This window comes from Bradyrhizobium nitroreducens, from assembly GCF_002776695.1.
GTDB lineage: Bacteria > Pseudomonadota > Alphaproteobacteria > Rhizobiales > Xanthobacteraceae > Bradyrhizobium > Bradyrhizobium nitroreducens.
In genome coordinates this window covers 3,595,906-3,620,786 of the sequence record NZ_LFJC01000003.1, presented here as the reverse complement: position 1 = coordinate 3,620,786, position 24,881 = coordinate 3,595,906, and the positions used below count along the sequence as shown (strand labels likewise).

General features: G+C 65.3%; 23 protein-coding genes. 14 read left to right on the top strand and 9 right to left on the bottom strand.

Annotation, left to right across the window (positions count from 1 at the left end):
- Window positions 1–6: 6 nt before the first annotated feature.
- Complete coding sequence (locus tag TSA1_RS17610; RefSeq protein ID WP_100177461.1) at window positions 7–714, bottom strand: c-type cytochrome; 708 nt, start codon at window positions 712–714, stop codon at window positions 7–9.
- A 742-nt stretch (window positions 715–1,456) separates the two neighbouring features.
- On the opposite strand from TSA1_RS17610, the gene TSA1_RS41055 reads away from it, so the two are divergent.
- Window positions 1,457–1,927, top strand: coding sequence for a mechanosensitive ion channel domain-containing protein (locus tag TSA1_RS41055; protein WP_347338552.1), 471 nt, complete (start codon window positions 1,457–1,459; stop codon window positions 1,925–1,927).
- Here TSA1_RS41055 and TSA1_RS17595 read toward each other — a convergent pair.
- Together TSA1_RS17595 and TSA1_RS17590 are read right to left on the bottom strand one after the other, a co-directional pair.
- The gene (locus TSA1_RS17595) at window positions 1,854–2,456 is read right to left on the bottom strand and encodes a CinA family protein (protein WP_100177460.1); all 603 of its coding nucleotides are present in this window, start codon (window positions 2,454–2,456) and stop codon (window positions 1,854–1,856) included. The genes TSA1_RS41055 and TSA1_RS17595 overlap by 74 nt on opposite strands.
- A 3-nt stretch (window positions 2,457–2,459) precedes the next feature.
- Entirely contained in the window at window positions 2,460–3,641 is a 1,182-nt protein-coding gene (locus TSA1_RS17590) for a bifunctional 2-C-methyl-D-erythritol 4-phosphate cytidylyltransferase/2-C-methyl-D-erythritol 2,4-cyclodiphosphate synthase (RefSeq protein WP_100177459.1), read from the bottom strand.
- Window positions 3,642–3,921: 280 nt separating this feature from the next.
- On the opposite strand from TSA1_RS17590, the gene dusB reads away from it, so the two are divergent.
- From dusB to ntrC, 3 genes are read left to right on the top strand one after another with little or no spacing between them, the layout of a single operon-like run.
- Window positions 3,922–4,923, top strand: coding sequence for a tRNA dihydrouridine synthase DusB (gene dusB / locus TSA1_RS17585; protein ID WP_174719313.1), 1,002 nt, complete (start codon window positions 3,922–3,924; stop codon window positions 4,921–4,923).
- Window positions 4,920–6,095 carry a two-component system sensor histidine kinase NtrB gene (locus TSA1_RS17580; RefSeq protein ID WP_100181184.1) on the top strand — a complete coding sequence of 392 codons (1,176 nt, stop codon included), beginning with the start codon at window positions 4,920–4,922 and terminating at the stop codon, window positions 6,093–6,095. Before dusB ends, TSA1_RS17580 begins: the two co-directional genes overlap by 4 nt.
- 9 nt (window positions 6,096–6,104) lie before the next feature.
- Complete coding sequence (gene ntrC / locus TSA1_RS17575) at window positions 6,105–7,547, top strand: nitrogen regulation protein NR(I) (protein ID WP_097662565.1); 1,443 nt, start codon at window positions 6,105–6,107, stop codon at window positions 7,545–7,547.
- A 220-nt stretch (window positions 7,548–7,767) separates the two neighbouring features.
- Here the strand turns inward: ntrC and TSA1_RS39720 are convergent, their stop codons facing one another.
- The gene (locus TSA1_RS39720; RefSeq protein WP_174718945.1) at window positions 7,768–7,914 is read right to left on the bottom strand and encodes a hypothetical protein; all 147 of its coding nucleotides are present in this window, start codon (window positions 7,912–7,914) and stop codon (window positions 7,768–7,770) included.
- A gap of 177 nt (window positions 7,915–8,091) precedes the next feature.
- On the opposite strand from TSA1_RS39720, the gene TSA1_RS17565 reads away from it, so the two are divergent.
- From TSA1_RS17565 to hflX, 4 genes are all read left to right on the top strand, one after another.
- Window positions 8,092–10,482 (top strand): sensor histidine kinase, encoded by a 2,391-nt coding sequence (locus TSA1_RS17565; protein ID WP_100177458.1) that lies wholly within the window; start codon window positions 8,092–8,094, stop codon window positions 10,480–10,482.
- 17 nt (window positions 10,483–10,499) lie between these two features.
- Window positions 10,500–11,870 (top strand): nitrogen assimilation response regulator NtrX, encoded by a 1,371-nt coding sequence (gene ntrX, locus TSA1_RS17560; protein ID WP_100177457.1) that lies wholly within the window; start codon window positions 10,500–10,502, stop codon window positions 11,868–11,870.
- Window positions 11,871–12,185: 315 nt separating this feature from the next.
- The gene (hfq, locus tag TSA1_RS17555) at window positions 12,186–12,434 is read left to right on the top strand and encodes an RNA chaperone Hfq (RefSeq protein WP_007591126.1); all 249 of its coding nucleotides are present in this window, start codon (window positions 12,186–12,188) and stop codon (window positions 12,432–12,434) included.
- An 11-nt stretch (window positions 12,435–12,445) separates the two neighbouring features.
- A complete protein-coding gene (gene hflX, locus TSA1_RS17550) occupies window positions 12,446–13,843 on the top strand; it encodes a GTPase HflX (protein WP_174718944.1) in 1,398 nt (465 codons plus the stop codon).
- 212 nt (window positions 13,844–14,055) lie between these two features.
- On the opposite strand, the gene mazG is transcribed toward hflX, so the two are convergent.
- Window positions 14,056–14,910 carry a nucleoside triphosphate pyrophosphohydrolase gene (mazG, locus tag TSA1_RS17545; protein WP_100177455.1) on the bottom strand — a complete coding sequence of 285 codons (855 nt, stop codon included), beginning with the start codon at window positions 14,908–14,910 and terminating at the stop codon, window positions 14,056–14,058.
- Between the two features lie 126 nt (window positions 14,911–15,036).
- Between mazG and queC the strand changes: the two genes are divergently transcribed.
- A complete protein-coding gene (queC, locus tag TSA1_RS17540; protein ID WP_100177454.1) occupies window positions 15,037–15,750 on the top strand; it encodes a 7-cyano-7-deazaguanine synthase QueC in 714 nt (237 codons plus the stop codon).
- Window positions 15,751–15,848: 98 nt separating this feature from the next.
- Here queC and TSA1_RS17535 read toward each other — a convergent pair whose 3' ends face one another.
- From TSA1_RS17535 to nthA, 4 genes are all read right to left on the bottom strand, one after another.
- Complete coding sequence (locus tag TSA1_RS17535) at window positions 15,849–17,573, bottom strand: hypothetical protein (protein ID WP_100177453.1); 1,725 nt, start codon at window positions 17,571–17,573, stop codon at window positions 15,849–15,851.
- A 123-nt stretch (window positions 17,574–17,696) separates the two neighbouring features.
- Window positions 17,697–18,074: a nitrile hydratase accessory protein gene (locus TSA1_RS17530; protein ID WP_174718943.1), complete on the bottom strand. Its 378-nt coding sequence runs from the start codon at window positions 18,072–18,074 to the stop codon at window positions 17,697–17,699.
- A complete protein-coding gene (gene nthB, locus TSA1_RS17525) occupies window positions 18,074–18,733 on the bottom strand; it encodes a nitrile hydratase subunit beta (RefSeq protein WP_100177451.1) in 660 nt (219 codons plus the stop codon). The genes TSA1_RS17530 and nthB overlap by 1 nt, the downstream gene beginning before the upstream one ends.
- Window positions 18,730–19,356, bottom strand: coding sequence for a nitrile hydratase subunit alpha (gene nthA / locus TSA1_RS17520; protein ID WP_100177450.1), 627 nt, complete (start codon window positions 19,354–19,356; stop codon window positions 18,730–18,732). Before nthA ends, nthB begins: the two co-directional genes overlap by 4 nt.
- A 62-nt stretch (window positions 19,357–19,418) precedes the next feature.
- On the opposite strand from nthA, the gene TSA1_RS17515 reads away from it, so the two are divergent.
- The 5 genes from TSA1_RS17515 (at window position 19,419) to TSA1_RS17495 (ending at window position 24,648) form a co-directional block, all read left to right on the top strand.
- A complete protein-coding gene (locus TSA1_RS17515) occupies window positions 19,419–20,177 on the top strand; it encodes a hypothetical protein (RefSeq protein ID WP_100177449.1) in 759 nt (252 codons plus the stop codon).
- Window positions 20,178–20,207: 30 nt separating this feature from the next.
- A complete protein-coding gene (locus TSA1_RS17510; protein ID WP_100177448.1) occupies window positions 20,208–21,014 on the top strand; it encodes an enoyl-CoA hydratase/isomerase family protein in 807 nt (268 codons plus the stop codon).
- Between the two features lie 127 nt (window positions 21,015–21,141).
- On the top strand, window positions 21,142–22,614 hold the full coding sequence (locus tag TSA1_RS17505) for a DASS family sodium-coupled anion symporter (protein ID WP_100177447.1): 1,473 nt from the start codon (window positions 21,142–21,144) through the stop codon (window positions 22,612–22,614).
- 239 nt (window positions 22,615–22,853) lie between these two features.
- Window positions 22,854–23,993, top strand: coding sequence for a methionine ABC transporter ATP-binding protein (locus TSA1_RS17500; RefSeq protein ID WP_174718942.1), 1,140 nt, complete (start codon window positions 22,854–22,856; stop codon window positions 23,991–23,993).
- Window positions 23,983–24,648 (top strand): methionine ABC transporter permease, encoded by a 666-nt coding sequence (locus TSA1_RS17495; protein WP_100177446.1) that lies wholly within the window; start codon window positions 23,983–23,985, stop codon window positions 24,646–24,648. The genes TSA1_RS17500 and TSA1_RS17495 overlap by 11 nt, the downstream gene beginning before the upstream one ends.
- Window positions 24,649–24,881: the final 233 nt, after the last annotated feature.

Here is a 24,881-nt window from a genome sequence, read left to right as displayed (position 1 = left end):
GCCTCGTCAGTTCGGCTGGCTGCCGCAGCCGAAGGGCAGCGCGTAGGTGCCCTTCGGGGCGGGAGCAGGATTGGCCGGAGCCGGGCGTGTCGCAAGCCAGGCTGCGACTGCGGTGACGTCCGCCTCGGTCAGATGGCCGGCGACAACTTGCATGCAGTCGGGCGATTTCGCCGTGCGGGTGCCGTAGCGCCAGGCGCCGAGCTGGGCGCTGATATAGGCGGCGCGCAAGCCGAGCAGGCCGGGGATGCCGGGCTGCATGCCGGCCAAAGCCGGGCCGTGGCAGCTCACGCAGGCCGGAATGTTGCGGCTGGCATCACCGCTCGTGGCGAGCAGCTCGCCCTGCGCGAGGACCTCCTTGCTGACCTCGCTGGGCGCCGGCTGCGGCAGCGGCGGATGCTCGCCGGCGAAATATTCCGCCATCGCTTCCAGATACGGATCGGGCAGAAACTCCAGCAGATAGTTCATCGGCGGATATTTGCGCCGGCCGCTGCGGAAGGCGAGGAGCTGGTTGTAGAGATAGCCGGCAGGCTTGCCGGCGAGGCGCGGGAAATAGACGTCGCTGGTGCCTTCGCCCTTGTTGCCGTGACAGGGCGTGCAGGCCTCGACCCGCGCCGCCATCGTGTCCGGCGGCTGATTGGCCGTCTGCGCGGCCGCACCATCAAAGACGGCCAAGGTGAAGATCACAGCGACTGAAGCCGCGGTGCGAGCGAACAATTTCGTCGCCCTCCATAAGGCTGGCCCGGTTGATTCCGGATCACAACGTAGAGCAGCATTATTGCGGCAATATTTTTCCGCGCAAGCTCCGAAGCGCGTGATGACGTTTGGTCGCGCCGTCTGCGTTCGCGATTTCGATCGAATTCGACAAATTTACGTGCTTTGTGAAAACCCGACATAACGCAGCAGCCTCGCGGCAGTTCCTGCCCGAGTTTTGCCTGGTCACATCGCCTCCCTTGTCAGGGGGCGCAGGGAAGACCGGGTGCCTGCTGGCACCCGCGGTCCACTGTGCGAATCCTGCGTGACAAGAAGCTGCACAGCGGCATACAGGTGTAGCCAGGACAACCCGGCCTTCCCTGCGCAGTGGTTTGACGGCTTATGCCGAGCTCTCCCCGGGGAGCGATGCACTATTGCCCCCGTCGCCTTGCAGATGACTGATGCGCGTGTCCGGTTGGACCGCCACATCACCACAAGACTTGACGCACAGACCCCGGGCGTCAGGACGACACGGTTTTGCCGTACGCCAATCACACCGGTCGTATGCGCGACGGTTTTCGCTCACGGTTGCCCGCCCTGCGAACCTTTCGCGCCGATGTGACATGCGTCCACCGCAGCTCACCCCACGTTCGTGACGATCGCGATACGCCCCTCTGACAAGGGATGAGGTGCGCGGAGAATGCGACAAAACAGAAATTCTGTAAAGGCGAATATTTTCGTTGCGGGTGGTTGACCGGCCGCTTGTGTGTTTTGCCCGTCGGGCAGCGCAAGATCTCGTAGGTTGATTAGCGGCGACGACGTCGAGGTCGCCGGCAAGGCGGGCAAGGTGCAGCCGTTGTCGTTGTCCATGACCGAGCTGGTCACGGCCGACAACACGCAGATCCTCCTGCCGAACGGCCGGGTGTGGGGCGCGGCCAATACGCGCGCGGATCGCATCCTGAAGGAGCTTGCGCAACGACTCCCGCATCGATGCTCAGGTGCAACCTACCGTCTCCGTCACGAAGGTCCTCGATGTCGGCAATCCCGCGGCACCGATCCTGGAATTGACGGTCAGCGCGAAGGCGAGACCCTCGGAGGCCGGTGCTGTCAAGCAGTGTGTACTCGACCACGCGAGTGCGCTGCTTGCGGCGGCGTGAGCCACTTCAGCCCCGCGGCGTCCGGCGTTTGGCCGCATGCCGGCGCGGCGAGCGCGTCACGCGGGGGCGCAGGCGGGTGACCGCGGCGGCCCGTTTCGGCTTGGCCGCGACTTGCGGGCCGCGCGCCAGGTCCATCAGCATGCGCAGCGCCTCGACCACCGAGCGCTGACGCACGGCGCTGCGGCCGATCGCGCCGAAGCGGTGCTCGCGGTGGACGATCCGGCCGTCGCGCGCGGCGGCAGCAAAATGCACGAGGCCGACCGGCTTGCCGGGCGTCGCGCCGCCGGGACCTGCAATGCCGGTAATGGCGACGGCGAGATCGACATCGGCCCGCTCCAGCGCGCCGATTGCCATGGCGGTTGCGGTCTCCTTGCTGACCGCGCCGAAATTGGCGAGCGTGCCCGCCTCGACCCCGAGCATCGCGCGCTTGGCATCGTTGGAATAGGTGACGAAGCCGCGATCGATGACGTCAGACGAGCCCGGGATGTCGGTCAGCGCAGCCGCGACGAGACCGCCGGTGCAGGACTCCGCCGTCGCGATCGTCAGCTTGCGCATCCGGCACAGATCGAGCAGCGAGCGGGAGAGGGCGCGTGCGTCGCTGCCGCCCATGGCTTACACGCTCCAGGGAAGACGAATGGTGGCACTCGCGGTGGCCGCGATGCCTTCCTCACGGCCGGTGAAGCCGAGCCGCTCGCTGGTGGTCGCCTTCACCGCGACGCGCGAGATGTCGACGCCGGAGATCTCGGCGATGCTCGCGCGCATGGTGTCGCGCAGAGGTCCGATCTTCGGCCGCTCGCAGATCATGGTGACATCGAGATTGGCAACGCGGCCGCCGCGCGCCGTGACGCGCTCGATGGCGTATTTCAGGAACTGATCGGACGAGGCGCCCTTCCACTTCGCATCGCTCGGCGGGAAGTGCGAGCCGATGTCGCCGTCGGCGAGCGCGCCGAGAATGGCATCGACCAGCGCATGCAGGCCGACATCGCCGTCGGAATGGGCGAGAAAACCCCTGGTGTGCGGCACGCGCACACCGCAGAGCATGACGTGGTCGCCTTCGCCGAAGGCGTGCACGTCGTAGCCCGTGCCGGTCCTGATGTCGCCGAGCTGGGCCGCCAGGCGCGCTTCCTCGCGCACGAAATCTTCGGGAGTGGTGAGCTTCATGTTGGCAACATCGCCCTCAAAGGTTGCAACCGTCAATCCCGCCCATTCGGCAATGGCGGCATCGTCGGTGAAATCCGAGCGTCCGTCCCTGGCCGCGCGACGATGCGCCTCGAGGATGACGTCGAAACGAAAGGATTGCGGCGTCTGCGCGATTCGCAAGGAGGCGCGATCCGGCGTGCCCTCGACGTTGCCGCTTTCGCCGGTGACCTTGATCGTGTCGGTGACGGGAACGACGGGGATCGCGGCACCGGTGCGGGTTGCGGCCTCGATCGCGCGCGAGATGACGCCGGCCGAGACGAAGGGCCGGGCAGCGTCGTGGATCAGCACGATATCGGGCTTGTGCTTGGCGAGCGCCTCGAGGCCGGCAAGCACCGAAGCCTGCCGCGTCGCGCCGCCGTTGGCCGGCGGCTCGTGCTCGAGCCCGGCGACTGCAGCCGTGAACATGGCGCTATCGTCGGGATTCACCACGGGCTGCACCGCAAGCACGTCGGCGTGGCGGCTGAAGGCTTCCATGGCGCGGTAGATCACGGGCACGCCGCCGATCTCGCGATATTGCTTCGGCCCGCCGGCGCCTGCACGCAGTCCACGCCCGGCTGCGACGAGGACGACCGCGGTGCGCTGTGATTTCGCCATAGGACTCGATTACTCAATTGGTGATGGAGAGTCGGGGAGTGGGGTGATTGCCGCATGCCTCTAGCACGGCAGGCCCGCAAAAAAAGGGGGTTTCCCCGGATTGTTCGAAACAGCATTTTGCTGCACTGCACTTGAAAGATTTACGGACTTGTCTAAACTGTAGGCATGACGCTTGACTGCACAAGAATTGTGCGCAAGATAGGTCATGGCAGGCGCGATGAAGCCCTGTCCAGGCAACGAGACCCCCGTGACCGGTTCGGCAACATTCGGCTCTAAGCCGTTGAAAATTGGCGATATTGGCGTCGCCACCCCGGTCTTCCTGGCGCCGATGTCGGGGGTGACGGACTCGCCCGTTCGCCGGCTGGCGGCCGAGCTTGGGGCCGGTCTCGTCGTGTCCGAAATGACCGCCAGCGATGAGCTCGCCAACGGCCACCGGATGTCCCGGTTGCGCTGCGAAGCCACAGGAGTTGGCCCGCACGTGGTCCAGCTCGCCGGCTGCGAGGCCCATTGGATGGCCGAGGGCGCCCGGATCGCCGAGGCCGAGGGCGCCGATATCATCGACATCAACATGGGCTGTCCGGCCCGGCACGTCACCGGCGGTCAGTCCGGCTCGGCCTTGATGCGCGACCTCGACCATGCCGTCAGCCTGATCGACGCGACCATCGCGACGGTGAAGGTGCCGGTGACGCTGAAGATGCGGCTCGGCTGGGACGATCGCACGCGCAATGCCCCGGAGCTGGCGCACCGCGCCGAAGCGGCCGGCGTCAAGCTCGTCACGGTCCATGGCCGCACCCGCAGCCAGTTCTACAAGGGCGAGGCCGATTGGGATGCGATCCGCGCCGTGCGCGAGGCGATCTCGATTCCGCTCGTCGTCAATGGCGACATCACCTCCTACGAGAAGGCGCTCGCGGCGCTCGAGGCCTCCGGCGCCGATGCCGTGATGATCGGCCGCGGCGCGCAGGGCCAGCCCTGGCTGCCCGGCCAGATCGGCCGCCGCCTCAAGGGCGGGGCTGAGGAGGCGGTGCCCTCGCTGGAAACGCAGCTGCATTATGTCCGCACGCTCTATGAGGGCGTCTGCGCGCTCTATGGTCTCCGCATCGGCCTCAGGCATGCCCGCAAGCATCTGGGCTGGGCCCTCGATGTCGCAGCGCAGGCGAGCCGGGCGCCGGCCGAGAAGCTGAGATCCTGGCGCCAGGCCATCCTCACCTCGGAGGATCCGGGCCGCGTCCACCAATCACTGCAAGACGCCTTCGACGACTTCGCATGGAGCGCTGCTGCATGAGCTCAGCTGCTGAACATCGTCGCCCGCTTCCGTCCGACAGCGACGCGATTCTGGACGCCTTGCCCAATCCGGTGCTGCTGATCGGGCCGGACGGCAAGATCGTCGGCGCCAACATCGCGACCGAGGCCTTCTTCGATATCTCGACGCAGTTCCTGAAGCGGCAGTCGCTGAAGGAGCTGGTGCCGTTCGGCAGCCCGTTGCTGGCGCTGATCGACCAGGTGCGCTCGTCGAACGCGCCGGTCAACGAATACAAGGTCGATCTCGGCACGCCGCGCATGGGCGGCGATCGCCAAGTCGATCTTCACGTCGCGCCGCTGACCGAGCGGCCCGGCCATATCGTGGTGATGCTGCAGGAGCGCTCCATTGCCGACAAGATGGACCGGCAGCTCACCCACCGCAGCGCGGCGCGCTCGGTGATCGCGCTGGCCGCGATGCTGGCGCACGAGATCAAGAATCCGCTCTCCGGCATCCGCGGCGCGGCGCAGCTTCTCGAGCAGCAGGCCTCGTCCGAGGACCGCATGCTGACGCGGCTGATCTGCGACGAGGCCGACCGTATCGTGACGCTGGTCGATCGCATGGAGGTGTTCGGCGACGAGCGCCCCGTGGTGCGCGGCCCCGTCAACATCCATTCCGTGCTCGACCACGTGAAGCGGCTGGCGCAGTCCGGCTTTGCCCGCAACATCCGCTTCATCGAGGATTACGACCCGTCGCTGCCGCCGGTGCTGGCGAACCAGGACCAGCTGATCCAGGTATTCCTCAATCTCGTGAAGAACGCCGCGGAGGCCCTGATCGACGTCCCCGACGCCGAGATCCAGCTCACCACCGCGTTCCGCCCCGGCGTGCGCCTGTCAGTCCCCGGTCAAAAATCCCGGGTATCTCTGCCGCTCGAGTTCTGCGTGAAAGACAACGGACCAGGGGTGCCGGACGATCTTCTGCCCAATTTGTTCGACCCCTTCGTGACCACCAAGCAGACCGGCTCGGGGCTCGGTCTGGCGCTGGTCGCCAAGATCGTCGGCGATCACGGGGGCATCATCGAATGCGAATCTCAGCCGCGCAAAACCACCTTCCGCGTGCTGATGCCGATGTATTCCACATCGGCGAAACATGCCGATCAAAGCAGTCGCGCCGACTCTGCCGGGAAGCCGTCGTCTGCATCACAGGGGGCAAAATGAGGATTAACAATGCCCGCAGGTAGCATTCTCGTTGCAGATGACGATACCGCCATCCGCACCGTTCTCAATCAGGCTCTATCCCGCGCCGGCTACGAAGTCAGGCTCACCGGCAATGCCGCAACGCTATGGCGCTGGGTCAGCCAGGGCGAGGGCGATCTCGTCATCACCGACGTGGTGATGCCCGACGAGAACGCGTTCGACCTGTTGCCGCGGATCAAGAAGATGCGGCCGAATCTGCCCGTCATCGTCATGAGCGCGCAAAACACCTTCATGACCGCGATCCGCGCCTCCGAGCGCGGGGCGTATGAATATCTGCCAAAGCCCTTCGACCTGAAGGAGCTGATCGCCATCGTCGGGCGCGCGCTGGCCGAGCCGAAGGAGCGGGTCTCGACGCCGGACGAGGACGCCGAGATGGAGGCGATCCCGCTGGTCGGCCGCTCGCCGGCGATGCAGGAAATTTACCGCGTGCTGGCGCGCCTGATGCAGACCGACCTCACCGTGATGATCACGGGCGAGTCCGGCACCGGCAAGGAGCTGGTGGCGCGCGCGCTGCACGATTACGGCAAGCGCCGCAACGGCCCGTTCGTCGCGGTCAACATGGCGGCGATTCCGCGGGACCTCATCGAGTCCGAGTTGTTCGGCCATGAGCGCGGCGCCTTCACCGGCGCCAACACCCGCGCCTCCGGCCGGTTCGAGCAGGCCGAGGGCGGCACGCTGTTCCTGGACGAGATCGGCGACATGCCGATGGAGGCACAGACCCGTCTGCTGCGCGTCCTGCAGCAGGGCGAATACACCACGGTCGGCGGCCGCACCCCGATCAAGACCGACGTGCGAATCGTCGCGGCCTCCAACAAGGATCTGCGCGTGCTGATCCAGCAGGGCCTGTTCCGCGAAGACCTGTTCTTCCGCCTCAACGTCGTGCCGCTGCGGCTGCCCCCGTTGCGCGAGCGCATCGAGGATCTGCCCGATCTCATCCGGCACTTCTTCGCGCTGGCCGAGAAGGACGGCTTGCCGCCGAAGAAGCTCGACGCGCTGGCGCTGGAGCGGCTGAAGCAGCACCGCTGGCCCGGCAACGTGCGCGAGCTGGAGAACCTCGCCCGGCGTCTTGCCGCACTCTATCCGCAGGACGTGATCACGGCCTCCGTCATCGACGGCGAGCTGGCGCCGCCCTCGGTCAGCCCGGGCGCCGCGGTTCAGCAGGGTGTCGACAACCTCGGCGGGGCAGTGGAGGCCTATCTGTCCTCGCACTTCCAGGGCTTCCCGAACGGCGTGCCGCCGCCCGGCCTCTATCACCGCATCCTCAAGGAGATCGAGGTGCCGCTGCTGACGGCCGCGCTCGCCGCCACCCGCGGCAACCAGATCCGCGCCGCAGATTTGCTCGGCCTCAACCGCAACACGCTGCGCAAGAAGATCCGGGATCTCGACATCCAGGTCTATCGAAGCGGGGGCTAGCTAGCTCTCGCGACAAACGCCAGGCGCATTTGCGCGCGCGACAAACGCTGAAGTGCGTTTGCGCGGAGGTGGCTCAGCTCCCCCTACCAAGGCAGAGCTGAGCCTGTCCGGATCGCGCTGGCCGTTGTGGCTGACGCGGTGAGCAGAAGTCGGTGTGGGCCCGAAATGTTCCGCCGGCCCATCCAAATTGGGCATACGGCCGCAGCGCGCGGCGTCGCTTCTATCGGACCAGGTGGCCTGATGCCGGCATGAGGCTGGCGACATTCGCCGGCGACTCCTGCCGAACCGGGCCATTGACCAGCAGGTCGGAGGCCACGATCAGCACCAGCACGGCCGAAGCCATTATCGCGAGAAAGAGTCTGTCCATGCCGGGTCAAGCCGGAACAGCCGGATTCTGTTCCCGCTGATCCGCCATTGCCCTGTGGATGCGCCGCTCCGCCGCGCCGGGGGCGCCGCGGAATTGTCGCAATTCGGCAACAATGTGGTACGAATACATCAGTATCCGCCCCGTCGCGGACCCGCTTTCAGCACCACCATTGCCGGAATGACCAGCGCAGAGACCTCGGCCGCACATTTTGACACGGCCCCAGCAGAAGAGCCCCGGCGTTGGTCGGTACGGCGCTGGCTGGCACCCTTTGCCGTGGCGCTGGCGCTGGGGTCGGCGCTCCTGACCTTCCTGGTCCTGACCGGCCTCACCACGATCGAGCCGACGCCCAAGGTGGTCCGCTCGTTCTACCTTCTCAACGCGGCCACCATCCTGCTGCTGGTCGGCATCATCATCCGCGAGCTCTGGCAACTGATCCTGGCGCGGCGACGGGGCAGGGCGGCGGCGCGCCTCCATGTCCAGATCGTCAGCCTGTTCTCGATCGTGGCGGTGCTGCCGGCGGTGCTGGTTGCGGTCGTTGCCAACGTCACCATCGAGCGCGGCCTCGACCGGTTGTTCTCCGGACCGACCAAGGAGGTGATCCAGAATTCGCTGACGATCGCGCGCGCCTATATGCAGGATCATGCGCAGCTGATCCGCGGCGACATTCTCGGCATGGCCAACGACATCGCGCACGCCCGACCGCTCTACGACCAGGATCGCCGTTCGTTCCGCGAGATGCTAACCGCCAGCGCCGGCTCGCGCAATCTGCCGGGCGCGATGATCATCGACAAGAACACCAACATCCTGGAGTCCGCCGATACCGGCATGCGGCTCGCTTATTCGCCGCCGGCGCCCGACTTCCTCAGCAACGTCAACGAGAGCGAGCCCGAGATCGCGGTGCTGCCGGACGCGAGCTTCGTCGCCGCGGTGATCCGCCTGCGCGCCTTCAGCGACACCTTCCTCTACGTCGCGCGCCCCCTTGATCCGAATGTCGTTGCCCAGCTCAAGCAGACCGAGGTCAGCGTCGCCGAGTACGCCCAGATCGAGTCGCGCCGGCTCGGCATTCAGGTCGCCTTCGCGCTGATGTTCGCCGTGATCGCGCTGACCATCCTGATGGCCTCGGTGCTGATCGGCCTCAACTTCGCCAATTCGCTGGTGTCGCCGATCCGGCGCCTGATGAACGCGGCCCACACGGTTTCGACCGGCGACCTCCACGTCCAGGTGCCCGTGCACCAGTCGGAAGGCGATCTCGCCCAGCTCGGCGAGACCTTCAACAAGATGACGCAGGAATTGCGCAGCCAGCGCGACGAGCTCGTCAACGCCAGCGACCTCATCGACAGCCGCCGCCGCTTCATCGAGGCGGTGCTGTCCTCGGCGAGCGCCGGCATCATCGGCGTCGATGCCTCCGGCAGCGTCGGCATCTTGAACCGCTCCGCCGAGAAGCTGATCGGGCACGCCGAATCCGAGACGCTCGGCCATCCGCTCTCCGACGTGCTGCCCGAGCTCGACGAGATGATGAAGGCGGCGCGGGAAGGGACCCAGCGTCTGGTGCAGGGCCAGATCACGATCACCCGCGACGGCACCGAGCGCAACCTCTCGGTCCGCGTCAGCGCCGAGAAGAACCAGCCGCACGACAGCTACATCATCACGCTCGACGACATCACCGAGCTGGTTTCGGCGCAGCGCACCTCGGCCTGGGGCGACGTTGCGCGCCGCATCGCCCACGAGATCAAGAACCCCCTGACGCCGATCCAGCTGTCGGCCGAGCGCATCCGCCGCAAGTTCGGCAAGGACATCACCGAGGCCAAGGACAAGCAGATCTTCGAGCAGTGCACCGACACCATCGTGCGCCAGGTCGACGATATCCGCCGCATGGTCGACGAGTTCTCGCGCTTTGCCCGGATGCCGAAGCCCGTGATGGAAGGCGAGGACGTCGCCGACACGGTGCGGCAGGCCGTGTTCCTGATGAAGGTCGCCCATCCCGAGATCGACATCGAGGCCGAGTTCAAGCAGGACCCGCTGCGGGCCCAGTTCGACCGGCGGCTGATCTCCCAGGCCGTCACCAACATCGTCAAGAACGCCACCGAGGCGATCGAGCAGGTGCCGCCGGAGGAGCTCGGCAAAGGCCGCATCGACGTCGTCGTGTCGCGCGAGGGCGAGGACGTGCTGATCGACGTGATCGACAACGGCATCGGCCTGCCCAAGGTCGCGCGTTCGCGGCTGCTCGAACCCTATGTGACGACGCGGGCCAAGGGCACCGGCCTCGGCCTTGCGATCGTCGGCCGCGTGCTGGAAGACCATGGCGGGCGGATCGAGCTGAAGGACGCCTCCGACTTCCGCGAGGGCCAGCGCGGTGCCTGGATGCGGATGCGCTTTGCGATCTCCGGGCAACCCGCGAAAGCCGAGGGAGCCGAGCTGGCGCCGATCGCCAAGGACACCACGAAGGAAGCTGTGACGGAGCCTGCGAAGGACGCGGCGCCGGAAACAAAAGAGCCTGCGGCCGAAACCAAAGAGGCCGCTGAAAAGACCAATGATTCAACGAAGATCGAAGCCTCGACAGGCATCTGACAAGACAGGCGCAACCCATGGCTAGTGAAATTCTGATTGTCGATGACGAGGCCGATATTCGGGATCTCGTCGCAGGCATTCTCGAGGACGAGGGTTTTGTCACGCGCACCGCGCGCGACAGCGACTCCGCGCTGGCTGAAATCGCCAACCGGCGGCCGCATCTGGTGTTCCTCGACATCTGGCTGCAGGGCTCCAAGCTCGACGGTTTGCAGCTCCTGGAGCAGGTCAAGAAGGACAATGCCGACCTGCCGGTGGTGATGATCTCCGGCCACGGCAACATCGAGACCGCGGTCGCCGCGATCAAGCGCGGCGCCTATGACTTCATCGAGAAGCCGTTCAAGGCCGATCGCCTGATCCTGGTCGCGACCAGGGCCTTGGAGAACTCGCGGCTCAAGCGCGAGGTCAAGGAGCTGAAGCAACTCGCACCCAGCGCAAGCTCGCTCGTTGGCCGCTCGCCCAGCATGAACCAGCTGCGCCAGACCATCGAGCGCGCGGCCAAGGCCAACAGCCGCATCCTGATCGTCGGCCCCGCCGGCGCCGGCAAGGAATTGACCGCACGCACGCTGCACGCGGCCTCGGGCCGCGCCGACGGTCCCTTCGTCGTCATCAACGCTGCCGCGATCACGCCCGAGCGCATGGAGCACGAGCTGTTCGGCGTCGAGCAGTCCAACGGCGAGCAGCCGCGCAAGTCCGGCGCGCTCGAGGAAGCTCATGGCGGCACGCTGTTCATCGACGAGATCGCGGATATGCCGCGCGAGACCCAGAACAAGATCCTGCGCGTGCTGGTGGAGCAGTCGTTCCAGCGCGTCGGCGGCACCGCCAAGGTGCAGGTCGACGTGCGCATCATCTCCTCGACCGCGCGCAATCTCGAAGAGGAGATCGCGGCGGGCCATTTCCGCGAGGACCTCTATCATCGGCTCTCGGTGGTGCCGATCCGCGTGCCCGCGCTTTCGGAACGGCGCGAGGACATCCCGGAACTGATCGACTATTTCATGGAGCAGATCTCGGCCGGCAGCGGCCTGCCCAAGCGGCAGATCGGGCAGGACGCGATGGCGGTGCTGCAATCGCATGTCTGGCCGGGCAACGTGCGTCAGCTCCGCAACAATGTTGAAAGAGTCATGATTCTCGCGGCGGGCGGTCCGGAGGTGATCATCACTGCAGACATGTTGCCGCAGGACGTCGGCTCGATGGTGCCGGCGATGCCGACAAGCAACAATGGCGAGCACATCATGGGCCTGCCGCTGCGTGAGGCGCGCGAAGTGTTCGAACGCGACTATTTGATTGCACAGATCAGCCGTTTTTCAGGAAATATTTCTCGTACGGCCGAGTTCGTTGGCATGGAACGGTCGGCGTTGCACCGAAAGCTGAAGGCGCTCGGTGTCGGCTAGCGCCTTCGCGCGCGGAAAGGACCCGGTGTCGCGTCAAGAAAGAGACGTTAAAACAAGACTCTAACGCCACGTCGGCGCAGCGCGATCTCGTGGGCAGAGCGAGAATAATGCTCGATTTCCGTAGTTTTTCGGGGCATTACCGCCGGGGCTGCCGCGTGAAGCGGCTTGCCTAATAAGTCCACCTGTCCTCTAATCGCACAGCTGTTCCTTCCGAGGGGGATCTCATGAAGGAGCGGCAACCGGGAGAGGCCCCGAACTCCACAAAGAGGGCCGCAACCGGCGCAATAAAAAGAAACTCAAAGCGAGAAAAAAACAATGGCGGCAGACCGCGCACAAAACCTACAGGACACCTTCCTTAATCACGTTCGCAAAACCAAGACGCCACTGACGATCTTTCTGGTCAACGGAGTGAAGCTCCAGGGCATCGTGACCTGGTTCGACAATTTCTGTTTGCTGCTTCGGCGCGACGGTCATTCGCAGCTGGTCTACAAGCATGCGATCTCGACCATCATGCCGGGCGCTCCGATCCAGCTGTTCGAAGGCGGCGAGGATCAGCCGGCTTGAGAGTGATCTGATTGGAACCCCGGAATTTCGGCGGGGATGCCGACCGTCCGCGGCCGGCAGGGGCTAAGCAAACGGGGCGGGTGCTTGTCGTCGGCCCCTATTTGCGGGTGCGCGCCGGCAGTGCCGACGCGCAATTGGAGAGCCATGCCCTTCCCAATCATGTTCAGCGTGACGCCGAGGCCCGGCTCGACGAAGCCGCGGGCCTCGCGCGCGCGATCGATCTCGTCGTTGCCGGCGCCATCATCGCACCGATCAGCCAGATCAGGCCCGCGACCTACATCGGCAAGGGCAAGGTCGAGGAGATCGCCGCGCTGGCCAAGAGCCTCGACGTCGAGCTCGTGGTGATGGATTGCGCGCTGGCGCCGATCCAGCAGCGCAATCTCGAGAAGGAATTGCAGGCCAAGGTGCTCGATCGCACCGGCCTCATCCTGGAAATCTTTGGCCGACGCGCCAAGACCAAGGAAGGCGCGCTCCAGGTCGAGCTCGCGCATCTCAACTACCAGCGCTCGCGCCTCGTGCGCTCATGGACCCATCTGGAGCGCCAGCGCGGCGGTTTCGGCTTCATGGGCGGTCCCGGCGAGACCCAGATCGAGGCCGACCGCCGCCTCATCCAGGAGCGCATCACCAAGCTCGAGAGCGAGCTGAAGAAGGTCCAGGCGACGCGGCGGCTGCATCGCGCCGGCCGCCAGCGTGTGCCATATCGGGTCGTGGCGCTGGTCGGTTACACCAATGCCGGCAAGTCGACGCTGTTCAACCGCCTGACCCGCGCCGACGTGCAAGCGGCGGATATGCTTTTCGCGACACTCGATCCGACCTTGCGCGCCCTCAACCTGCCGCATGGCGGCAAGGCGATGCTGTCGGACACGGTCGGGTTCATCTCCAACCTGCCGACCCAGCTCGTCGCCGCCTTCCGCGCCACGCTGGAGGAAGTGCTGGAAGCGGACGTCATCCTGCATGTGCGCGACATCTCTCATGAGGACGCCGAGGCGCAGCAGAGCGACGTCGACGCGGTGCTGCGCCAGCTCGGCATCAACCCCGATGATTCAGGCCGCATCATCGAGGTCTGGAACAAGATCGACCGTTACGACGCCGAACAGCGCGAAGAGCTGCTGAACATCGCGGCGCGCCGGCCGGAGGATCATCCGGCGATGCTGGTGTCCGCCGTGACAGGCGAGGGGGTCGATGCGCTGCTCGCCGCGATCGAGGAGCGCTTGGCTGCCAAGCGCCACACGCTCGATCTCTCCATCGACGCCGCCGACGGCGCCGGCATCTCCTGGCTGCATCGCAATTCCGAGGTGCTGGCGAAGGAATTGCACGACGGCCGCTTCGACATGACGGTGCGGGTGGACGAAACCAAGCGGGATATCGTGGTGTCGAGGTTCGACGCCGTGCCGCATCTGTCTGCGTGACGACCTCGCGTAGGCGATGAGTCGCGCCAGACGCCTCCCCAAGCAATACTGTCGTCCCGGACAAGCGTAAGCGCAGATCCGGGACCCGTAATCACAGGACGTCGTTTGGTGAAGACTCGTGGCTATCAGATCGCCGCGACAACTTCTCCCTGGGAGTATGGGTCCCGGATCTGTGCGCGCTTGAGGCGCGCTTGTCCGGGACGACAGCGGGGTTAGCGGCGCGCTTCCTTGTGTCCTTGTGAGGTCGGCGTCTCTTCGCCCTTGGCCGCATTCCACAGCGCGTCCATCTCCGCCAGCGACGCCTGCTCCAGCGTCCGGCCCTGCGCCTCCAGCGCGCGCTCGATATAGCCGAACCGCCGCTCAAACTTCGCATTCGTCGCGCGCAATGCGGCTTCCGGATCGGCGTCGACATGGCGGGCAAGGTTGACGAGGGCGAACATCAGGTCGCCGGTCTCTTCCGCGATCTCCTGCTTGTCGTTACGATCCAGCGCCGCCTCGATCTCGTCGGTTTCCTCGCGGATCTTTTGCAGCACCGCGCGCGGGTCGTTCCAGTCGAAGCCGACGGTCGAGGCCTTGCGCTGCAGCTCCATCGCACGCGTCAGCGCGGGCTGGCCGGCCTTGACGCCCGACAGCAGCGATTGATGCGGCGGCGTCGTCTCCGGCGGCCGGCGCGCGGCGCGCTCGGCCTTCTCCTCGGCCTTGATGCGGTCCCAGACTTCCTTGACATGAGAGGAGGCGAGATTGCCGTCCTTGTCGGCGAAGACGTGGGGATGACGCCGGATCATTTTTCGCGTGATGGCCTCGACCACGTCGCCGAAGGCGAACGCGTTCTGCTCGGACGCCATCTGGGCGTGGAAGACGACCTGGAGCAGGAGATCGCCGAGCTCTTCGCGGAGATCGTCGAGATCGCCGCGGTCGATGGCGTCGACCACCTCATAGGCTTCCTCGATCGTGTAGGGCGCGATCGTCGCAAAGTTCTGCTCGAGGTCCCAGGGGCAGCCGGTGACCGGCGTGCGCAGCGCCGCCATGATCTCGATCAGGCGGGAAATGTCGCGGGAAGGGGTCATTGCGGGGCCGTTCTCCTGGGTCCAAAGCCTTATGCCAAAAGCGGGCCGCCGATCCCAGAGCAGGCAGCCGGAACAGGCCGATTTCCACCGATTGGCTGAGACGTTCCGCGGTGCTAAAGCGCGGTCATGAGTGACGCATTTTCATCACAAACCGCGCTGGTGCTGTTCTCCGGCGGCCAGGATTCCACCACCTGCCTGGCCTGGGCGCTGAGCCGCTTTGCCCGCGTGGAGACGCTGGGGTTCGACTACGGCCAGCGCCATGCCATCGAACTTGCCTGCCGCGACCGGCTGTTCGCCGGCGTCAAGGCGCTGCGCTCCGATTGGGCCGCAAAGCTCGGTGAGAGCCATACGCTGTCGATCCCGACGCTGGCAGCCGTGTCCGAGACCGCGCTGACCCGCGACGTTGCGATCGCGATGGGCGCCGACGGCCTGCCCAACACCTTCGTGCCTGGCCGCAATCTGGTGTTCCTGACCTTTGCCGCCGCGCTGGCCTATCGGCGCGGCATCACCCATATCGTCGGCGGCATGTGCGAGACCGACTATTCCGGCTATCCCGACTGCCGCGACGAGACCATCCGCGCCATGCAGGCCGCGCTCTCGCTGGGGATGGCGAGGAAGTTCGAGCTGCATACGCCGCTGATGTGGATCGACAAGGCCGCGACGTGGAAGCTGGCGCAGGACCTCGGCGGCGACGGCCTCGTCGACCTCATCCGCGAGCACTCCCACACCTGCTATCTCGGCGAACGCGGCGCGCAGCACGATTGGGGCTATGGCTGCGGCGAGTGCCCGGCGTGCAGCCTGCGGGCGAAGGGGTGGCGGGAGTTTGCGGCGGGGCGCTAGCGTCACCCCCGTCATGCATCGCAAGCGACGGGTCGATCGCGGCTTACGGGACCGATCCTTGCTGAGGGCTTCACCTCACTTGCCCAAGGGCATGGACATCAGCCGAACGGCGGCGTCCGAGACACCAAGCTGGTCTTGATCTCCTCCCAGGGCTTCCACGGATCCGAACGGTCACCACAGCCTGATTTGTAGGCTGACGAGACGGCAGCCAGGCTCGCCGCGGTCGGTTTCTCGATCAACATATTCCCGACCAGAAGTCCGTCGACATTGGTCGCTTTAGGGTCCGTGAAGCCCACAATGAGATTGACGAGTCTCCGGTTACCACCTCCGGAATCGAGCAAGACCAGCATCTGGGCCGAATATTTTGTGAGTAGTTGCTTGTCCGGCGCAAGGAAACATCCATACCGGATCGACGCACCGATCGGCCAGGCAGCGATCTTCGCCGCGAGAGAATCCCTGAGGACCCCGGTGCTGGGCGGCAGGAGATCAGGCGCGTCGAATGACTCAGTTGCGACCCTTGCATCGAAGTAGGGCGCCAGCTTTTTGGCACGAGCTTCAGGCGAGAGGTTCGCCGCGGGAATCGAACTGAGCGCGCGACCAAATTCGTTGAGAAACTCCCTGATCGCGCTCCAGCGGATCGGATCCGTAGCATCCTTCGCCGGATCTCGCGGGAGATCGCTGTTCTCCTGCGGCGCGGCGCGGGCGGCGAGGGGGTCTGCCAGTCCCATCGTCTTGAGAGCTTCACGTTCGATCGCCCTGAAGCAAGGATCCTTCAGATCCTTAACTGTATTGTCTCCGAACCTGTCGAACTCCTTGGCGAGAATGACGATCATCTCTTCCTTTGTGAAGAGGTATCCCAGCGCCTCGCGAATCTTGCCGCATCCTGTCCTCGACGTGTCGACATCCTTGCTGATGACCATCGTGTCCCAGTTGCCGGCCTTGGTCGTCAGATAGGCCGCAATATCGATCCCGGTCTTCTCTGATATGAGCTTCTGGAGGGGAGCGCCCGGCGCATTCAGTTTCGGGCCGTCGAACGTCAGGAAGGCAGAGCGTTTGCCGATTCGAGATATCGTGAATTTCGAGCTGTCGGAAAGAAGGAGCGTCACGCTCTTTTCGTTGACGTCGAACGTCGCCATGGGCTGTTGCGTGTTGACCTCGTCGAACGCCTTGACGATTTCGTCGATATCGCTCTTGTTGTCCTTGATGGCGTCGCTGATCTTCGTCGCTTCTCCTGCAATCGCGGCGCCACCGGGACCGGCGAACACGAAGCCAAGCACTTTCGAAACGATGCGGATGGCACTGTAAGTCGACGGATTGACGGTCGTCGTCTTCGATTGCAGCAGCTTGAATTTCAGCCTCAGCGTCGAATTGAACGAGATGTTCGTTGCAAGAAAATTGTCGCAGCCGGTCACCGTGGTATTCCCGCCGGCATCGCGCTTGATTTGCGCGATCAGATAAGTGAGCGGCTTGGGTGGATCGGCGGCGTTCCTGCTGATCTGCTCGATGTCGGCCGAAAGAGCGAATTCGCGATTTTCCGACAGCAGACCGACGGACCAGGCGCGATCGACAAACTGCCGTGCGAAGCGCTCGAGCCCTGCCGAATTGCAGTCTATCTTGATGTCCGCGTAGCTGAAGTCGCCGACCTCGCCAGGCTTGTAGAGAACCGAAGAACGGTCCGCGACGATCTGCTGAAGATTGGTGTCCTTCCGAGGTGTCTTGTCCAGACAAAGCCACTCAGGAACGTTGCAAGCCGCTCGGCTCGGAGTCGGAAAAGCGGAAATGGCGGCAAGCAGCAACAGAAAGGTCGCGATTCTTGCGAACATGATGCCTCCCAATACGCAATTCCTGATTGAAATGAGCCGCTCGCGTACGCCGCGATATTACAACCGCCGATATGAATTTGAAGGGTCTTTTTGTCAGCGATCCGAAATAGCCGGGCTTGCCCGTCAGCCAAAATCCTCCGGCCGCAGCTCGATTGGCTTGCCGTGCGGCGTGCGATCAGCCGCGTGGTCCCAGGCGTCGCGATAGCGGTGCAGCGTGTCCATCGAGGCAACGCCCTTGCGCGCGACCAATCCCTCCAGCGTGGCGAGCCAGTGCAGGTAATAGGTCTCACCCGTGTCAGGGTCGCCGGCGGCCTGCGCGCGCTTGATCTCGGCGGCCAGGGCCGCTGCCCATTCCGGCCAGGTGAACACGCCGCGCTCGTGCAGCGTCAGAGCCATCGCAAAGGCATGCGCCTCCCAGGGCGCGCGGAACACCGGGCCGTCTTCATCGCGGGGAATGCTCGGGATGGCCGCCGTCGCGGCCGCAGCAGCGCTAGCACTCATCACGCAGGATCCAGATAGGGCTCGAAGGCGTCGATCGAGACCTTTAGCGTGGGATCGCCATCCTCGCCCCAGAGATCGCGGCCCTCGAACACGACGGTGTAAAGCCATTGCGGATGTTCGCCGCGCTCCATCGCTGCGGTGTCCGGAAACACGTGGCAGCCATGGTTGAGCTCGACGACACCGACATGGCCGCGCACGTAACGCGGTAGCCGCGTGTGCGTCACCGGATGGATGTTCTTGGCCCGCACGCGATCGCCGATGTCGAATTTCGCCGGTGCCGGAGCAGGGCGGGCGAACTTGCCGCGCACCATGATGCGCTCGACCTGGGTGAGATCGAACTTGCCGTGCTTGAGCGCCTTGCCGGGCTGCATCGCGTGGCCGGCAGCGACCTCCTCACGCGTGAGGTAGCCCTTCTCGATCAGCATCTCCTCGAGCCCGAGAAACCATTTCTTGTAGTAGGAGCTCGACAGATAGACGTGCGGCGGCAGCGTCTCGCGATAGAAGCGCGAGGTGTCGATGTTGAAGGCGCCGGCCGCGCCCATCGCGCGCACCATCGCCAGCACGCGCTCTTCCCAATGCGCGTGAAACACCGGCTCGTTCGGCTCGGGCTCGACCTTGCCGAACCCATCCATGCCGCCCATGTCGTGCACGCCGTTCATGACGGCGCTCCCGGCGTCCTGGGGAATCCGGTGCCGATCATGGAATCGCGCGTGACGAGCTCGGCGAGCTGCTCCTCGCTCCAGCCCTCGGTGCCCGCGGGGCGCATCGGCAGCACCAGGAAGCGGGTCTCCGCAGTCGAGTCCCAGACCCGGATCTCCATGTCCTTTGGCAGGGTGACGTCGAAATCGGCGAGCACGCCGCGCGGATCCTTCACGGCGCGGGAGCGATAGGGCGCAGCCTTGTACCAGACCGGCGGCAGCCCCAGCATCTCCCAGGGGTAGCAGGAGCACAGCGTGCACACGACCATGTTGTGCCGCTCCGGCGTGTTCTCGACGACGACGAGGTGGTCGCCGACGCGGCTGACATGGCCGAGCGTGCCGATCGCCTTGGAGCCGTCCTCCAGCAGCGCCTTCTTGAACGCCGGATCGGTCCAGGCCTTGGCGACGACGCGCGCGCCGTTATGCGGGCCGATCTTGGTCTCATAGGCCTGGATGATGGCATCGAGCGCGGCGGGCTCGACATAGCCTTTTTCGGTCAAGATCGTCTCGAGCGCGCGCACGCGCAGCTCGGTCTCGGACAGCTCGGAATGGTCGTGATCGTGGTCGTGATGATGTTCACTCATGGCGCGAAGATAGTCCCAGAATCCGGGCCTTGTCGAGGCGAAGACTCTGCTAACATCGCCCCATGGGCCGGGCTTCGCAAACCGCAATAACCGCCGCAATCGCGGCTCTTGCCGCATTGGCGGCGCAGGATGCGCGCGCCGCGAATGGCGCCTATGCAGTCGATGCCGCCGACATCTCCGAGGTCGGGTCCTGCAAGGTCGAGAGCTGGATGTCGGCGGCGACCAACACGGATGTCCTGGCGGTTGCCAATCCCTCCTGCGTCGTCGATCCCTTCAGGCCGGTCGAGCTCAGCATGCAGACCGTCCGCGCCCGCAGCGACGGCGACTGGAGCACGACGGTGGCCCCGAAGGCCAAGACCAATTTCATCCCGACCGGAATCGGACGCTGGGGATTATCCGCCTATGGCGGCGGATCGTTCGACGTCATGACCGGCGAGGCGCTGTCCGCCTTCGCGGTGATCCCCGCGACCTTCCGCCTGTCGGAGACGATGCGCATCAACGTCAATGGCGGATGGCTGTGGGATCGCACCGTGGATCGCCATTACCTGACTTATGGCGTCGGCTTCGATTGGAAGTTCACCGACACGCTGCAATGGACGATAGAGGCTTATGGCCAGGCCGGCGCGTCCGAGGTCGCGAGCGTCGTACAACCGCGCCTGCAGACCGGTTTGCGCTACCGGCCGAACGAGATATTTTCCGTCGACGTGATCTACGGCCGCAACATCACCGGAGAGAACGCCAACTGGATCACCATCGGGACCACGATTCGATTTCCGGTCCGCGGCAGTGAGCCGGAGCACCGGCGCACCGGGCATCTGTGATCAAGAGCAACAAGAACAGGGGGACTTCCGTTGACCAATTATGTGACGATCGAGAAGGGGCTCGGGCCCGAGGGACGGATCGCGGTGGTGCGCTTCGACCGCGGCGACGGCATCAACGCACTCTCGCCCGAGGCGCTGCGGCAGCTCACCGCGGCGGCCCGCAGTTTCGAGGATGACGCGACGACCTCCGTCGTGGTGCTGACCGGCAGCACCAGCGCCTTCAGCGCGGGCTTCGACCTGAAGGACGCCGAGGGCCGCTCGCGCAAGGAGATGGATCTCGGCACCTTGCGCCGGCACCTCAAGCTCGGGCCGCGCCTCACCCACGCCTGGCAGGAGATGGAGCAGGTCACGATCGGGGCGATCGAGGGATTTTGTGTCGGCGGCGGCGTCGCGCTCGCCGTGGCGCTCGACTTCCGCGTGATGGGGCACGACGCCCATCTGCGCGTGCCCGAGATCGGGCTCGGCATGAACATGAGCTGGCAAAGCATCCCGCGCATGCTGCACCTGATCGGACCTGCCCGCACCAAGCAGGCGGTGATCCTCGCCGACCAGCGCATCAGCGCGGACGAGGCCTATGAATGGGGCCTGGTCGAGCAGGTGACCGACCCCGGCCATGCCTTCGACGCCGCCATGGATCTCGCGCGCAAGATCGCCGCGCAGCCGCCGCTCTCGGTTGCGATGACGAAGCTGACCGTCAACCGGCTCGCGCACGCGCTCGACGATCTAGCCAGCCACATGGACGTCGACCAGTTCGCGCTCGCGAGCTTCAGCGAGGATCACAAGGAGGGCGTCGAGGCGTTCCTGGGCCGCCGCAAGCCACGCTTCAGGGGGCAGTAGACCGATGCCAGGACATTTGATGCCAGGCCATTGATCGCACTTCCGACAGTCCGTATACGCCGCACAGGGACACGAGCAGGCTCGGCCAACGGGCCGCACGAGGCGACGATATCAGAGGGGAGGGCCCATGACCGTCAGTTCGCAGGCGCCTGAGGCAAGCGGATTTCGCTGGAAACTGGTCGCACCGCTCGCGGTGTGGCTGGGGATCTATCTGTGGCCGGCGCCCTCCGGGCTCAACGTCAATCAGTGGCACTATTTCGCGGTGTTCGCGGCCGTCATCACCGGGCTCATCCTGGAGTCGATGCCGGTCGGAGCGGTCGGCTTCATCGGCCTGACCGTAGCGGGCGTTGCCGGCTATATCGATCCCGATCCCGGCAAGTCGCTGCGCTGGATGCTGGCAGGCTTTGCCGAGAGCACGGTCTGGCTGATCGTCGGCGCCTTCGTGTTCTCGATCGGCTATCGCAAGAGCCAGCTCGGACGGCGCATCGCGCTGGTGCTGGTGCAGCGCCTCGGCCGCAACACGCTCGGCCTCGGCTATGCCGTGGCGATGTCGGACTTCCTGCTCGCGCCGGCAACGCCGTCGAACACCGCGCGCAGCGGCGGCATCGTCTATCCCATCATCTCCAACATCCCGCGCATCTACGGCTCCGAGCCGGGCCCGACCGCCGGCAGGATCGGCACCTATGTGATGTGGACGGCGTTCGCCGCGACCGCGATCACGAGCTCGCTGTTCTTCACCGCCCTCGCGCCCAATGCGGCGGCACTGGCGATTGCCAAGAAGACCGTCGGGGTCGAGGTGAGCTGGGGGCAATGGTTCATCGGCTTCGCGCCGCTCGGCCTCCTGCTGATGATCGTGGTGCCGCTGCTCAGCTATCTGGTCTGCCGCCCCGAGGTGAAACGCAGCCCGGAGATTTCCGAATGGGCGGCGAAGGAGCTCACCGCGATGGGCCCGATGTCGCGCAACGAATGGATCATGCTCGGCCTGATCGTGCTTGCGATGTTCCTGTGGATCGCGGGCTCGAGCCCGGACATCCACGTGCCCGTGCTCGGCTCCAATTTCGTCAACGCCACCACCGTCGTGTTCATCGTGATCTCATTGATGCTGGTGACCGGCGTGATCGAGTTCGCCGACATCGTCAGCGAGAAGAGCGCCTGGGAGGTGTTCTTCTATTTCACCTCGCTGCTGACGCTGGCCTCCGGCCTCAACGAGATCGGCTTCATCAAATGGTTCGCGACCGAATACGCAAAGCCGCTCGCCGGGCTGGCGCCGTCGACCGCGATGCTGCTGCTGGTCGCGCTGTTCTTCTGGATCCACTATTTCTTCTCGAGCATCACCTCGCACGCCGCCGCCGTGCTGCCGGTGGTGCTTGCGGTCGGATCGGGCATCCCCGGTCTGCCGGTCACCACGCTCGCCATGCTCTGCATGTATTCGCTTGGCCTGATGGGCGTGATCTCGCCTTACGCGACGGGGCCGGCGCCGATGTATTTCGGCAGCGGCTATATCGGGAAGGGCCAGTTCTGGGGTTTTGGCCTCATCTTCGGGCTGCTGTACTTCGCCGGGCTGCTGCTGATCGTGTTGCCCTGGTTGCAGATGGGATGAGCCGGGCAGGCGGTTGATACCCCCGGCGAAGGAATATTCTTCTCCGGGGAGGGATTGGGGAATCTTCGTCCATCTCCTCGCAAATATCTGACATTGCAACAAAGACCGGAAAAGGCGAAGGTGTGTGCTGCGGTGCAGCGCGTGCCCTTTTTGAGGCGTTTGTTGCTGTTCCGCCTTCCAGTCGCTGATGCGACCCGGCTCTCGTTTGCCTTTTCGGGCGGGCGAGAGAACTATTGTGCATGAAGGCCGTCTCCATGAACGCCCACCAATCGCTCGCCGTCGGACAGCCGATTGCGCCGCCCGAAGCGATGTCACCTGCCGCGGCCGCGCCGGACGCCATGGTCCGCTTCGAAAGCATCTCGAAGACCTATCCGGCCTATCGCGGCAAGCCCGGCGTCAATGCGCTGCAGGACATCGACTTCGCGATTCCCCGTGGTTCCATCACCGGCGTGATCGGCCGTTCCGGCGCCGGCAAGTCGAGCCTGGTGCGGCTGATCAACGGGCTGGAGAAGCCGACCACGGGCCGCGTGATCGTGGACAACAGCGATATTTCGGCGCTGGTGGGCCGCGAACTGCGCCTCGCGCAACGCTCGATCGGCATGATCTTCCAGCACTTCAACCTGCTGTCGTCGCGCACCGCGGCCGACAACATCGCGCTGCCGCTCGAGATCGCCGGCTGGACCAGGGCCGACATCAAGGCCCGCGTCGCCGAGCTGCTCGCGCTCGTCGGCATCGCCGACAAGCACGACCGCTATCCCTCGGAACTCTCCGGCGGCCAGAAGCAGCGTGTCGGCATTGCCCGTGCGCTGGCGACGCGGCCGAGCGTGCTCTTGTCGGACGAGGCGACCTCGGCGCTCGATCCGCAGACCACGCGCGCGATCCTCGATCTGCTCGCCAGCATCAACCGCGAGCTCGGCGTCACCATCGTGCTGATCACCCACGAGATGTCCGTGGTGCGCCAGCTTGCCAGGGAAGTGGTGGTGCTTGATGCCGGCCGCGTCGTCGAGAGCGGCCATGTCGCCGACATCTTCACGCACCCGAAACATCCGATCACGCAGTCCTTCCTTGCGGAAGTCATCGGCGACAGCCTGCCGGTCTCGCTGGCGAGCCGGATCGTGGCAGAGCCGCCTGTCGGCGGGCAGGCCGTGATCCGCGTCCAGGTGCGCGGGGCAGGGGCCGGCGACACCGTGGTGGCACGGCTCGCCCGCGAGCTCGGCCTCGACGTGGCGCTGCTGTCGGCCCGCATCGACGAGATCGGCGGCCAGCATGTCGGCTCGCTCGTTCTGGGCATACCCGGCCGCGAGGATGCGCAGGCGCGGGTTATGGCCTGGCTCTCTCAATACCAATTCCCGGCGGAGCATCTCGGCTATGTCGCCTGAACTCATCAACCTGATCATCCAGGCCACGGGCGAGAGCCTGTACATGGTCGGCATCGCCGCGCTGCTCGGCACCGTCTTCGGCCTGCCGCTCGGCGTCTTCCTCGCAACCAGCCGGAAGGGCGAGCTGTTCGCGGCTCCGCTCGTCAACCGCGTGCTGGGCGCCATCGTCAATGCGACGCGCTCGACGCCCTTCATCATCCTGGTGGTCGCCATCATCCCGTTCACCCGGTTTGTCGCGGGCACCTCGATCGGCTCGACCGCGGCGATCGTGCCGCTGACAATCGCATCGGCGCCGTTCATCGCCCGCCTGGTCGAAGCGGCCATTCGCGAGGTCGACGGCGGCCTGATCGAGACCGCATCCTCGTTCGGCGCATCGCCCTTGCAGATCGTGCTCAAGGTGCTGATCCCCGAAGCGCTGCCCGGCCTGCTGCTGGCGCTGACGCTCGCGGTGGTCAGCCTGCTCGGCTATTCCGCCATGGTCGGCGCGGTCGGCGGCGGCGGCCTTGGCGACCTCGGTATCCGCTACGGCTATCAGCGTTTCATGCCGGAGATGATGCTGGCCGTCGTGGTCGTGCTGATCGCCTTGGTGCAGCTCGTGCAAAGCGCGGGCGATTATCTGGCGCGGCGGGTCAATCGCCGGCTGCGGCATCGCTGAACCAATTGTCCTGGCGCGCCACGGCAACGTGTTCGATCCCACGAGGCGGGTGCCGTCGCGCGAGCGCGACGCAGCGGCGGTAGGGACGAGCTTGACGCGGTGGAGGTAAAGCTCTGCCGGATGGAACGACGCTGCCCGGCGCTCTTGCACGCCCGGCATTGATCGAAATCAACGCAAAATTGTGCGCATCTCACGATACTCGTTTTCGCGAGGCGCACTCGGCGCGCCCTTCG

What these genes read in the sequence shown, in the direction of transcription:
- mazG (WP_100177455.1), bottom strand. Translation starts at nt 14,910, where the DNA reads ATGACCCCTTCCCGCGACATTTCCCGCCTGATCGAGATCATGGCGGCG.
- ntrC (WP_097662565.1), top strand. Translation starts at nt 6,105, where the DNA reads ATGCCCGCAGGTAGCATTCTCGTTGCAGATGACGATACCGCCATCCGC.
- TSA1_RS17590 (WP_100177459.1), bottom strand. Translation starts at nt 3,641, where the DNA reads ATGGCGAAATCACAGCGCACCGCGGTCGTCCTCGTCGCAGCCGGGCGT.
- TSA1_RS17500 (WP_174718942.1), top strand. Translation starts at nt 22,854, where the DNA reads ATGAAGGCCGTCTCCATGAACGCCCACCAATCGCTCGCCGTCGGACAG.
- TSA1_RS17595 (WP_100177460.1), bottom strand. Translation starts at nt 2,456, where the DNA reads ATGGGCGGCAGCGACGCACGCGCCCTCTCCCGCTCGCTGCTCGATCTG.
- TSA1_RS17565 (WP_100177458.1), top strand. Translation starts at nt 8,092, where the DNA reads ATGACCAGCGCAGAGACCTCGGCCGCACATTTTGACACGGCCCCAGCA.
- TSA1_RS17515 (WP_100177449.1), top strand. Translation starts at nt 19,419, where the DNA reads ATGGGCCGGGCTTCGCAAACCGCAATAACCGCCGCAATCGCGGCTCTT.
- TSA1_RS17530 (WP_174718943.1), bottom strand. Translation starts at nt 18,074, where the DNA reads ATGAGTGCTAGCGCTGCTGCGGCCGCGACGGCGGCCATCCCGAGCATT.
- TSA1_RS17535 (WP_100177453.1), bottom strand. Translation starts at nt 17,573, where the DNA reads ATGTTCGCAAGAATCGCGACCTTTCTGTTGCTGCTTGCCGCCATTTCC.
- TSA1_RS17505 (WP_100177447.1), top strand. Translation starts at nt 21,142, where the DNA reads ATGACCGTCAGTTCGCAGGCGCCTGAGGCAAGCGGATTTCGCTGGAAA.
- ntrX (WP_100177457.1), top strand. Translation starts at nt 10,500, where the DNA reads ATGGCTAGTGAAATTCTGATTGTCGATGACGAGGCCGATATTCGGGAT.
- TSA1_RS17495 (WP_100177446.1), top strand. Translation starts at nt 23,983, where the DNA reads ATGTCGCCTGAACTCATCAACCTGATCATCCAGGCCACGGGCGAGAGC.
- nthB (WP_100177451.1), bottom strand. Translation starts at nt 18,733, where the DNA reads ATGAACGGCGTGCACGACATGGGCGGCATGGATGGGTTCGGCAAGGTC.
- hfq (WP_007591126.1), top strand. Translation starts at nt 12,186, where the DNA reads ATGGCGGCAGACCGCGCACAAAACCTACAGGACACCTTCCTTAATCAC.
- TSA1_RS39720 (WP_174718945.1), bottom strand. Translation starts at nt 7,914, where the DNA reads ATGGACAGACTCTTTCTCGCGATAATGGCTTCGGCCGTGCTGGTGCTG.
- TSA1_RS17580 (WP_100181184.1), top strand. Translation starts at nt 4,920, where the DNA reads ATGAGCTCAGCTGCTGAACATCGTCGCCCGCTTCCGTCCGACAGCGAC.
- nthA (WP_100177450.1), bottom strand. Translation starts at nt 19,356, where the DNA reads ATGAGTGAACATCATCACGACCACGATCACGACCATTCCGAGCTGTCC.
- queC (WP_100177454.1), top strand. Translation starts at nt 15,037, where the DNA reads ATGAGTGACGCATTTTCATCACAAACCGCGCTGGTGCTGTTCTCCGGC.